11 protein-coding genes are annotated in these 10,329 nt (G+C 73.4%); 4 read left to right on the top strand and 7 right to left on the bottom strand.

The genetic code is table 11. The features are described 5' to 3' along the window. Positions 1–149: 149 nt before the first annotated feature. The 7 genes from ACFWAR_RS37005 to ACFWAR_RS36975 form a co-directional block, all read right to left on the bottom strand. Positions 150–1,850 (bottom strand): dipeptide ABC transporter ATP-binding protein, encoded by a 1,701-nt coding sequence (locus ACFWAR_RS37005; protein ID WP_385787376.1) that lies wholly within the window; start codon positions 1,848–1,850, stop codon positions 150–152. Beyond that, a complete protein-coding gene (locus ACFWAR_RS37000; RefSeq protein ID WP_385787373.1) occupies positions 1,847–2,836 on the bottom strand; it encodes an ABC transporter permease in 990 nt (329 codons plus the stop codon). The genes ACFWAR_RS37005 and ACFWAR_RS37000 overlap by 4 nt, the downstream gene beginning before the upstream one ends. Next, positions 2,833–3,807 carry an ABC transporter permease gene (locus tag ACFWAR_RS36995; RefSeq protein ID WP_385787397.1) on the bottom strand — a complete coding sequence of 325 codons (975 nt, stop codon included), beginning with the start codon at positions 3,805–3,807 and terminating at the stop codon, positions 2,833–2,835. The genes ACFWAR_RS37000 and ACFWAR_RS36995 overlap by 4 nt, the downstream gene beginning before the upstream one ends. A gap of 5 nt (positions 3,808–3,812) precedes the next feature. Further along, entirely contained in the window at positions 3,813–5,549 is a 1,737-nt protein-coding gene (locus ACFWAR_RS36990; RefSeq protein ID WP_385787370.1) for an ABC transporter substrate-binding protein, read from the bottom strand. A 193-nt stretch (positions 5,550–5,742) separates the two neighbouring features. Next, positions 5,743–5,850: an Ms4533A family Cys-rich leader peptide gene (locus ACFWAR_RS36985; RefSeq protein WP_351050784.1), complete on the bottom strand. Its 108-nt coding sequence runs from the start codon at positions 5,848–5,850 to the stop codon at positions 5,743–5,745. A 58-nt stretch (positions 5,851–5,908) separates the two neighbouring features. Beyond that, positions 5,909–7,318, bottom strand: coding sequence for a DUF3152 domain-containing protein (locus tag ACFWAR_RS36980; protein WP_385787366.1), 1,410 nt, complete (start codon positions 7,316–7,318; stop codon positions 5,909–5,911). A gap of 6 nt (positions 7,319–7,324) precedes the next feature. Then, positions 7,325–8,314, bottom strand: coding sequence for an alpha/beta fold hydrolase (locus ACFWAR_RS36975; RefSeq protein ID WP_385787363.1), 990 nt, complete (start codon positions 8,312–8,314; stop codon positions 7,325–7,327). Positions 8,315–8,463: 149 nt separating this feature from the next. Between ACFWAR_RS36975 and ACFWAR_RS36970 the strand changes: the two genes are divergently transcribed. From ACFWAR_RS36970 to ACFWAR_RS36955, 4 genes are all read left to right on the top strand, one after another. Beyond that, positions 8,464–8,679: a hypothetical protein gene (locus ACFWAR_RS36970; RefSeq protein WP_385787360.1), complete on the top strand. Its 216-nt coding sequence runs from the start codon at positions 8,464–8,466 to the stop codon at positions 8,677–8,679. A gap of 159 nt (positions 8,680–8,838) precedes the next feature. Continuing rightward, entirely contained in the window at positions 8,839–9,480 is a 642-nt protein-coding gene (locus tag ACFWAR_RS36965) for a TetR/AcrR family transcriptional regulator (protein WP_354382328.1), read from the top strand. 139 nt (positions 9,481–9,619) lie between these two features. After that, positions 9,620–9,847 carry a DUF3107 domain-containing protein gene (locus tag ACFWAR_RS36960; protein ID WP_354382327.1) on the top strand — a complete coding sequence of 76 codons (228 nt, stop codon included), beginning with the start codon at positions 9,620–9,622 and terminating at the stop codon, positions 9,845–9,847. Positions 9,848–9,969: 122 nt separating this feature from the next. Further along, positions 9,970–10,266: a hypothetical protein gene (locus ACFWAR_RS36955; RefSeq protein WP_385787356.1), complete on the top strand. Its 297-nt coding sequence runs from the start codon at positions 9,970–9,972 to the stop codon at positions 10,264–10,266. The last annotated feature ends 63 nt before the right edge of the window (positions 10,267–10,329 follow it).

Raw genomic sequence — 10,329 nt, 5'->3', positions numbered from 1 at the left:
TACCCCCGGTCCCGGGGGCGCCCGGGGGCCGGGTGCCCCGCCGCTACAACACCCGGGTTTTGGCCGAGGGCGCGCGGGTGGGTTGCCCGCCCCGCCACCGGAAGGGGTGAAGAGTCGTAACTTTCCCGTACGGTTCGCGTTCGACCGCGCTAAGACTGGTGAGCGGCCTGGTACGGGGGCTGGTGTCCGGGTCGGTGCGCGGCCTCCTTCTGCCGGGCCCGGGCGGCGCGCCGCTCGGCGGCCAGGGTCGGGTCCAAGGAGGGCACGGCCGCCAGCAGTTGCCGGGTGTAGGCGTGCCGCGGCCGGTCGTAGACCTCGTCCACCGGGCCCTGCTCGACGACCTCGCCGCGGCGCATGACCACGACCCGGTCGCTGACCTGCCGGACCACGGCGAGGTCGTGCGCGATGAAGACGAGCGCGATGCCGCTCTCCCGCTGGATCTCCGCGAGCAGGGCGGTGACCTGGGCCTGCGTGGTGACGTCGAGCGCGGAGACCGGCTCGTCGCAGACGATCAGCCGGGGCCGGGGGGCGAGCGCGCGGGCGATCCCGACGCGCTGGCGCTGGCCGCCGCTGAACTCGTGCGGGTAGCGGTCGTGGTGCGCCGCCTCCAGCCCGACCCGGACCAGCAGTTCCTCGACCCGGGCCCGCAGGACGGCCTCGTCCCGCTCACCGGCCGCGCGCAGCGGGTCGGCGATGGACGCGCCGATGCTGCGGCGCGGGTTGAGGGAGGACACCGGGTCCTGGAAGACCATCTGGACGCCGGGCGCGATGCCGGAGGTCTCCCGACCGGCGTGGCGGACGGCGCCGGAGGTCGGCTCCAGGAGCCCGACGAGCATCCGGCCGAGGGTGGACTTGCCGCTGCCGCTCTCGCCGACGATGCCCAGCGTCTCGCCCGCGGCGACGGCGAGGGAGACCCCGTCGACGGCGGCGACCCGCTTGCCGCGCCGCCCGAACTCCCTTCGCAGGCCCACCGCTTCGACCACGGGCGTACGGTCCCCCGCGGGCGCGCCGGCGGTGCGCGGGGCGTCCAGCCGGGGCACGGCCGCGAGCAGTTCCTTCGTGTACGGGTCCCCGGGCGCGGCCAGCACCCGCGCCACCGGGCCGTGTTCGACGGCCCTGCCGCGGCGCATCACGAGCAGCTCGTCCGCGCTCTCGGCGGCCACCCCGACGTCGTGGGTGACGAGCAGCAGGCCGAGGCCGCGCTCTTCCCGCAGCCCGTGCAGCAGGTCCAGGATCTGGGCCTGCACGGTGACGTCGAGCGCGGTGGTCGGCTCGTCGGCGACGAGCAGCCGGGGCTCGCAGGCCAGCGCCATGGCGATGAGGGCGCGCTGGCGCATGCCGCCGCTGAACTCGTGCGGGCGGGCGCGCGAGCGGCGCGCCGCGTCCGGGATGCCCACCCGGTCCAGCACCTCGACCGCCCGGGCGCGCGCGGCGCGCCGCGAGACGTCGGCGTGCACCCGGTGGACCTCGGCGATCTGGTCGCCGATGGCGTAGTAGGGGTCGAGGGAGGTGAGCGGGTCCTGGAAGACCATCGCGGCGACGCCCCCGCGCAGCGCGCGCAGCGCGGCGGGCGCGGCGGCCCCGACGTCGGTGCCGCCCACCCGGACGGTGCCGGAGAGCCGGGCGCCGGTGCCGTGGTGCAGGCCGAGCAGGGCGGCGGCGACGGTGGACTTGCCGCTGCCGGACTCGCCGACGACGGCGAGCGCGCGCCCGGGTTCCAGGGCGAAGGAGATCCCGTCCACGGCCCGTAGGTACTCCCCCGGCGCGCCGACGGGGAAGTCGACGACGAGGTCGTCGACCTGGACGAGCGGTTCGGTGGGGGCGGCGGGTGCGATCGGGGTCCCGGTCACGTGAGCACCACCCGGCGGTCGGCGGCGGCGTACAACAGGTCGGCGACGGCGCCGGCGATGACGACGGCGGCGCCGGTGACCAGCACCACCCCGACCACCACGGGCAGGTCCACGACCCGGACCCCGTCGATCAGGGTCTTGCCGAGCCCCGGGATGCCGAAGAGGGACTCGGTCAGGACGGCGCCGCCGAAGAGCGTGCCGAAGTCGACGGCGCTGAGCGCGACGACCGGCGCCACCGCTCCGCGCACCGCGTGCCGGGTGACCACCCGCCGCTCGGCGACGCCGTAGGCGCGGAAGGTGCGGATGTGGTCCTCGGCGAGCGTCTCCAGGGTGGAACTGCGGGTCAGTCGGGCGTACTTGGCGCTCTCGAAGAAGCCAAGGACGAGCCAGGGCAGCAGCATGTTCCAGGCCCACTGCTCGGGGTCCTCGCCGAAGGGCACGTAGGTGGGGAACGGCAGCCACTGGAGGTAGGCGCACACCACCATCAGGGCGAGCAGGCCGAGGATGAAGACGGGGGTGCCGGTGCCGGCGAGGGTGAGCACGGTCAGCGCCCGCTCGGTGATCCCGCCGCGGCGCAGCGCGGAGAGGAGCCCGGTGCCCACGCCGACGGCGAGCCAGATCACGAGGGTGCCGACGGCGAGCGAGGCGGTGGCGGGCAGCCGCTCCAGGAGCAGCTGGGTGACCTGCTGGTCGTTCTGGTAGGAGAAGCCGAGGCAGGGCGCGTCGCAGTGGACGGGCGCGGCGCCGCCGGAGTAGTCCCGGCCGGCCACGATGCCCTGGAGGAAGTGCAGGTACTGGACGACCACGGAGTCGTTCAGCCCGAGCTGTTCGCGGACCTGGGCGATCTGCTGCGGGTTGCAGCGTTCGCCGCAGGCGAGCCGGGCGGCGTCGCCGGGGGCGAGGTAGAAGAGGAGGTAGACGGACACGGACAGGGTGAGCAGCACCAGCAGGGCGCCACCGGTCCGTTTGAGGACGAAGCGGATCACGCCCGTCGCTCCTTTCTCGACCCGATCCGCAGCCGGGATTCCTCGCGCGGGTCGAGGGCGCTGCGGACGGCGTCGCCGAGCACGGTGAAGGCGAGGGTGGTGACGAAGAGCAGCCCGGCGGGCAGCAGGACGTACATGGGGTCGGCGCGGAACCAGGTCTGGGCCGAGGAGAGCATCTGCCCCCACGAGGGGGTCGGCGGTTTGACGCCGACGCCGAGGAAGGACAGCGAGGCCTCGGCGACGATGCTGATGGGGAGCAGGATCGCGGCGAAGGTGATCAGCGGCGCGGCCAGCGAGGGCAGCAGCTCGCGGCGGGCGACGCGCAGTCGGCCGCTGCCGCCGAGCCGGGCGGCGGCGACGAAGTCGAGGCCGCGCAGGGCGAGCGCCTGGGCGCGGACCATGCGGGCGGTCTGGCCCCAGCCGAGCAGCCCGATGATCAGGATGAGGAGCAGCGGACGCGGGAAGTCCGCGGGGACCACGGCGGTGAGCGCGATGCCGAGGACGATCGACGGGAGGCCGAGCATCACGTTGGTGAGCCAGTCGATGACGAGGCCCACGGGTCGGCTGCCCAGCGCGGCGGCGAGTCCGGCCACGAGCCCGGTCAGCACCTGGAGGGCGGTGGCCCCGATGGCGACGAGCAGCGAGATCCGGGCGCCGTAGGCGAGTCGGGTGAACAGGTCCCGGCCGGTGCCCGGTTCGACGCCGAGCCAGTGGTCGCCGGAGACCCCGCCGAAGGAGCCGAGGGGGACCCCGCCGCGGGCCGAGTCCACGAGGTCGTCGTGGTAGGCGTTCGGGTCCTGCCCCGCGAGGTGGGCGAGCAGGGGCGCGGCGAGGGCGATCAGGACGAGCAGGGCCAGCACGGCGGCGGCCGCGAGGGCGCCGGGACGCCGCCGCAGCCGCCGCCGGACCAGGCGCGCGGCGCCCGCGGCCGGGGTGGTGACCCCGGCCGCGGACGCCGATCGTTCGGATATGAGCGTCACTTGACCGAGACCTGCGAGATGTCGAGGACGCCGGTCCAGTCGCTGATGACGACGCCCTTGACGTCCTTGCCGACGAGGCGCTTGTAGACCGGGTGGAAGAGCGGGACGTCCAGCGCCTGCTCACCGATCTTCTTGTCGAGCGCGCCCCAGCGCTTGCCCGCGGCGGCGAGGTCGGTCAGCTTCGCGATCTCGTCGATCTCGGTGTTGACCGCCGGGTCGTCGAGCTGGGCGTGGTTGTAGTTGGAGCCGTCCTTGACGATCTGGCGGCCGTCGAAGATCGGGGCGAGGAAGGGGGCGCCGGACGGCCAGTCGGCGCCCCAGCGGGAGAGGAAGAAGCCGGGGGTGTTCTTGACGTCCCAGCGCTTCTCGTTGAAGGCGTTGTTCTCCAGGCCCTCCAGCTTGACCGTGATCCCGGCGGCGGCCAGCGCCTGCTGCACGGCGGTGGCGACCTCGGGGCTGGTCTGCCGGTTCTGGGCGGTGGAGTGGGTCAGCGTGATGGTGAGCCCGTCCTTGAATCCGGCCTCGGCCAGCAGCTGCTTCGCCTTGGCCGGGTCACCGGTCTTGCCCGCCGGGAAGTGGTCGTAGGCGGCGTGGCCGAAGGCCTCGCGCTCGGGCAGGAAGGTGGTGGCGGGCTCGGCGAGCGCGGAGCCGCCCGCGGCGTTGATCACGCTGGTGCGGTTGATCGCGTACGAGATGGCCTGGCGCACCTTCGGGTTGTCGAAGGGGGCCACCTTCGGGTTGAAGGCCAGGTAGTTGATGTAGCCGAAGTGGCCGGTGCCGACGCGGGCGGCGAGGTTCTTGTCGGCGCCGATCTGGGCGAGTTCGGCCGGTCCCAGGTTGGTGTCGGTGGTGATGGCGGCCGCGTCGGCGCCGGAGCTGGTGGAGAGCCGCTGGTTGATGACCGCGGAGTCCAGGCCGGAGCGGACGTCGATCTTGTCCGGGTAGGCCTTGCGCTCCTCGTCGGTCTTCGGGTCCCAGTTCTCGTTGCGCTCCAGGGTCAGGCGTTCGCCGTCGTTCTCGTTCTTGACCACCTTGTACGGGCCCGAGGAGATCGGGTGCTCCTCGTACTTGACCCCGGTGTCCTTGGCCTTGGGAACCGGCGCGAACTGGGTCTGGGTGGCGACGAAGGGGAACTCGCCCTCGGGCTTGCGCAGCTTGAAGGTGATCGTCTTCGCGTCGGGCACGACGATCGAGTCGAGGCCCTTGCCGCCGTCCTTGTAGGGGCCCTGGTAGGTGTCGCCGCCGACCAGCCAGTCCCTCAAGTAGGGCGCGCCGCCCGAGAGTTCGGCGGCGAAGGAGCGCTCGATGCCGTACTTGATGTCGGCGGTGGTGATCGGGGTGCCGTCCTCGTACTTCAGCCCGTCCTTGAGCGTGTACGTCCACTCGGTGGCGTCGGCGTTGGCCTTGCCGGTGTCGGTGGCGAGGTCGGGCACCACCTTGGCGCCGGCGGCGCCGTCCTCGCGGTTGCGGGTGGTGAGCGTGCGGAAGACCAGCGAGGGGACGTTGCCGCCGCCGGAGGTGTACAGGCGGGCCGGGTCGAAGTCGTTCTGCGGCTCGTTGTTGAGGACGGTCAGCGTGCCGCCCTTCTGCTGCTGGCCGGTGGCGCCGGAGGCGGCGGCACCGGAGCTTTCCCCGTCGCTGCCCTTGGGGCCGCAGGCCGCGGCGCCCCCGGCCAGTACGAGGCTGACGGTGACCGCGGCCAGGCGGCGCGATATGTGGGAGTGACGGAACATCGGAAAAGGGACCTCTCGGCGTGATGGGTCGAACGGGAAGGGCCGCGGGGGTGCGACGTCCGACCGTCCGGCCATCCGGCCGTCAGGCCGACCGAAAGGGGATCAGGGACATGCGGAGCCGCACCCGCGGGCAGGAAGTGCCCGGGCGCGGCGGAATGACGTGAAGAGGGGTCGTCGCGCGCTCAGGCAGGCGTCAGCGACAGAGGATGTCGGCCACGCTGTGCGCGGCCACACCGAGCAGCGCCAGCTCAATGGCGGCGCTCGCGGTCATGGTGTGGTGGTGCGACATGCGGAGAACCATTGCCGACCATCGAACACCTTGTCAATCCGGCCCGGCGCCCCCCGCCGCCGTGGTCCGATCAACTGACGGGGTAGACCCAGGGGTTGGGCTTGCAGGAGATTCCGTCGATGTCGAGCGACTTCGTCTGCTGCTGCATGATCGGTGCGAGCGCGCCCGGCGTCTTGCAGCTCACGTGGTCGTGTCCGAGCCGGTGCCCGACCTCGTGGTTGATGAGCATCTGACGGTAGGCGAGCATCTGGTCCTGGCCGTAGGTCGGCGAGCCCTGCGCCCAGCGGAAGGCGTTGATCATCACGCGTTCGGTGGACGCGGAGTCGCAGGAGACGTTGTCGACGGTCGTGTCGAGGCTGGACTTCGCGCACCACACCCCGGTGGTGCCCGGGCTGGCCAGGGTGATCGCGAAGTCGGCCGTCCCCGAGGCGACCCGCTCGAAGCGCATGTCGCCGTCGTGCGCCCAGCTGCGCGGATCGTTCAGGGTGCGCTGGACGGCCTCGGCGAAGAGGTCCGCGTCCAGGCCGAGGCCCTGTTCCACGTCGACCCGGTAGCGCACGAGGCGTCCCTTGCCGGGGGCCGGGGCGCCGGTGGCGACCGTGTCGAAGGTGCCCGGGCCCGCGAGGTTCGCGGCGATCGGGTAGGGGTCGGCCATCTTCTGCTCGTAGGTCTTGACGACCGCCTGCTGACCGCCGCCCACCGCGGGCGCGTCGGGCGTCGCGCGGCCGTCGGAGCGGGAGGCCGCGGACTGGCCGGGGGCGGCCCGGTCGGTGCCGGTGTCGCCGGCGCTCTGCACGCCGAGGTGGCTGCCGCCGTCCTCCCCCACGACCTGGCCCGCCACGACGACGGCGAGGACGGTGGTGACGGCCGCGGCGGCCATGCCGGTGTACGTGCGGACCTTCCGGCCCCGGGTCGCCGCGGGCCGCCCGGTCGGCGTCGAGCGCGAGCCGCGGCGGGGCGGGGGCACCCGGCGGTGCGAACCGGTCGAGGTGACGCCGCCCGCGGCCTCGGGGAGTTCGACGGCCTCGGGCGCCGCGCTCTCGGGCGTCACGGTCTCGGGCGTCGCGGCCTCGGGGAAGACGGCGGCCGCGGTGGCGACGGCGGCCCGGTACGCCGCGGCGCCCGGGGCCGGCGCGGCGCTCCCGTACGGCGCGGTGCTCCCGTACGCCGTCGGGGCCTGGGCCTGCGCGGGGACACCGGGGGCGGGGGACGGCGCGGGATGGCTGCGGGGAGCGGCGCGCCAGTCGCCGTACGCCCCGCCGGGCTCGTGGATCTCGGGGTGGCCGGCGCGCGCCGCGGGCGCGGGCTGGTTCACGTACCCCTGGTGGCTGGCCGTGGGCTCGGGCCGGTGCCGGCGCCCGCTCCCGGACGGGGGCGCGGCCGCCGCGGCGTCCGGGTGCGCGGAAGCCGGGTCGGGGCCGCCCTGGTCACCGTGGACCGGGCGGGGAGGAGCGGAGTCCTTGCGACTATGTCGTCCCACCGGTGCTCAGCCTCTGCCGTCTTCGTCTCGTACGTCGTTCTGCCCGGCGGCGCCCAGCAGGTCCCGGAAGGCCGATGCCACGACCTCGGGGTGCTCCATCATCGCCACGTGCCCGGCCTCGGGCAGGCACAGCAGCCGCGAGCCCCGGAAGGAGGCCGCCGCCTTGTGCGCCATGCGGTACGAGACCAGTTGGTCCCTGCCACCGTAGACCAGCAGGGTCGGCGCGAGGACCCGCTCGGCCTGGCGCCACAGCCCGTGCTGCCCGCCGAGCGTGTAGGCGTCGACGATTCCGCGCGCGGAACGGGCGAGCGCTTCCCAGAAATAGGGGAGCCGCATCCGCCGTTCGGTCTCCTCCACGGCGTGCCGGAAGCCCTCCGGCGTCACCCGTGAGGGGTCTCCGTAACAGAGCCCCATCACCCCGCGGGTGCGTTGCTCGGCGGTCAGGTCCCGGCTGAGGCGCGCGAAGAGCGGCGCGACGCCGGGGACGGCGAGCAGCCCGGTGGGCACGGCGGAACGCTGCACCCGCAGCTCGGGCAGGGCGGGCGAGACCAGCGTCAGGGTGCGGACGAGGTCGGGCCGCACCGCGGCGACGCGGGTGCTGACGGCCCCGCCGAGCGAGTTCCCGACGAGGTGCACGGGCCCCCGCCCCGCGGCGTCGAGGTGACGGATGACCGCGCGGGCCATGGCGGTGACCGAGTAGTCCCGGTCGACGGGCGGCGGGGAGGTCCCGAAGCCGGGGAGGTCGACGGCCTCGCCGTCGACGGTGTCCTCCAGCAGCGCCATCAGCGCCGACCAGTTCTGCGAGGAACCGCCGAGTCCGTGCACGAAGAGGGCCGGTGCGAGTCCTTCGCGCGCCGGTGGGCGCGAGCGGACGGTCAGCGTCAGACCGGGCAGCGACGCGGTGCGCAGCCGCTCCCCGTCGGCCACGCGGACGGCGCCCACCAGGCCCGATGGTTCGGCGGCGGAGCGTACACCGGGCAGCTCGGTCGAAGACATGGGCGCAATGTTACGAGAGGATCACGTCCGGAACCGTGTGTTCGCCATCACAGAGCCGTATAGCGCCCGGCCCCGGAGGCTCCTACGCTCGAAGGAGGAGGCGCGAATCCACGGGAAACGAAGGGGATGAGGGGAATGAGGGGAACCACATGACGGTCGACCCTGCGGAACCGGAGACCTTCCAGGACCTCGTGCGGGAGGCCCCGGGACCCGAGGCCCCCGAGGCGGACGCGGCGGAGCAGCGCACCGAGCTGACCCCGCTCGACGACGATCCGGTCATCGCGGCCGATCCCGGCGAGGCCGCGGACGGGGACGCGGCGGAGCAGGCGCGCGTGGTGGCCCTGGACGAGGACGACTACCGCTGACCGGGCCGACCGCGACCGACCCGGGCTGACCAGCGGCGCTTGCCGGCGTCCGTACCGCGAGAAAACTCGGCCCGGACCCCCCGGATTCGGTTACCGAAAAGTACGATGGCGGGCGCGGCGCACTGCGCCGCAGGGTTCCGAGAGAAAGTGGGAGGCGGCGTGACAGCCATCGAGCAGACCGAGGCGGCGCGCCCGCGGGGCACCCGACTGCCGCGCCGAGCCCGACGCAACCAGCTCCTGGGCGCGGCCCAGGAAGTGTTCGTGGCCCAGGGCTACCACGCGGCGGCGATGGACGACATCGCCGAGCGCGCGGGCGTCAGCAAGCCGGTGCTCTACCAGCACTTCCCGGGCAAGCTGGACCTGTACCTGGCCCTGCTGGACCAGCACTGCGAGTCGCTGCTCCTGGCCGTGCGCACCGCGCTGGCGTCGACGACCGACAACAAGCTGCGCGTGGCCGCGACGATGGACGCGTACTTCGCGTACGTCGAGGACGAGGGCGGCGCCTTCCGGCTCGTCTTCGAGTCCGACCTGACCAACGAGCCGTCCGTGCGCGAGCGGGTCGACCGGGTCTCCCTCCAGTGCGCCGAGGCGATCTCGGAGGTCATCGCCGAGGACACCGGCCTGTCGACGGACGAGTCGATGCTGCTGGCCGTGGGCCTGGGCGGGGTCTCGCAGGTCGTGGCCCGGTACTGGCTGTCCAGCTCCAGCCCGGTCGCCCGGGACACCGCGGTCGGCCTGCTGACCTCGCTCGCCTGGCGCGGCATCGCGGGCTTCCCGCTGCACGGCACCGACGGCCACTGACGCGGTCGGCGCGCCCGGCGGCGCACCTGTTCGCTGCGAGCGTGTCCGCTGTACGCCATTCGCGTCGCGTCCGCGGGCTAGGGTGGGGGCGAGTACGGCGCAGTGATCGCGCGAACCGGATCGTCGGAGGGACATAGCCGTGGAGGTCAAGATCGGCGTGCAGCACGCACCCCGGGAGATCGTGCTGGAGAGCGGCCTGAGCGCCGAGGAGCTCGAGAGCATCGTCGCCGACGCACTGTCCGGCAAGACGCAGCTGCTCAGCCTCACCGACATCAAGGGCCGCAAGGTCCTGGTGCCCGCCGACCGCCTGTCGTACGTCGACCTGGGCGAGCCCAGCATCCGCAAGGTGGGCTTCGGCGCGCTCTGAGGAGCGAAGAGAACCGAAGGAAACGGCCCGGTGGTTGACCCCACCGGGCCGTTTCTCTTTCTTCCGCTTCGGGTAGGACGCCTGTGATCCGATTTGCCCTGACCTGCGGGAGGGACCTCATCATGCTGCTGGAAGCGCTCGGCTCTGCTCTGCTCGGTCTCGCCTTGGCCGCCGCGGCCCTCAGACTGCTCCCGACGCGCCTGCCCTCGTCCAGAACTGTGCTGGTCAGCGCGGCATTGGGGGCGTTGTTCGGGTCGTACCTCACGCACTACGCACTGGGTCCGGGACACACCACGCCGAGCGCGACCATCCTCGGTGGGGCGCTCGTGTCGGCGGTGGTCCTCTCCCTGCTGCTGCGGCCCGCGCGGCGGTCCGGGAGGACGTCCGGCCGGACTCCGTTTTCGGTCCCGACGGGCTGATGAATAGCTGATGGCCGACAGCCGGTCATGACGGTGGCCCCGAAGCGGACGTCCGCTTCGGGG

This window comes from Streptomyces sp. NPDC059917 (genome assembly GCF_042730635.1).
GTDB lineage: Bacteria > Actinomycetota > Actinomycetes > Streptomycetales > Streptomycetaceae > Streptomyces.
Note: the sequence above shows the minus strand (reverse complement) of the source record. Positions and strands in the feature narration are given on the sequence as shown.